1 protein-coding gene is annotated in these 280 nt (G+C 60.7%); it reads right to left on the bottom strand.

The features are described 5' to 3' along the window. Positions 1–280 (bottom strand): AMP-binding protein (locus tag RMT89_RS42500; RefSeq protein WP_315889110.1); only part of this gene is annotated, 280 nt, incomplete at both ends.

The following is a 280-nucleotide window of genomic DNA, read 5'->3' on the forward strand; positions in this document are numbered from 1 at the left end:
GTTTCCGGCAGGTTCGGCAAATAGAGAGCGACCACATCGCCCTTACCGACGCCGAGATCACGCAGTCCCTGCGCAAGCCGTCCGACGCCGCGGTCCAATTCACGATAGGTAAGCGCGCGCTGTTCGCGCTTGTCTTCACCCTCCCAGACCAAAAATGTCTGGTCCCATACGGGCGTGCTGCGATGCTTGTCAATGCAGTTCAGCACGATGTTGGTGGTCCCGCCGACGCACCAGCGTGCCCATGGCTGCCCGCGCGACAGATCCAACATTTGGTCGTAAC

This window comes from Streptomyces sp. P17 (assembly GCF_032436805.1).
In the GTDB taxonomy this organism is placed as follows: Bacteria; Actinomycetota; Actinomycetes; order Streptomycetales; family Streptomycetaceae; genus Streptomyces.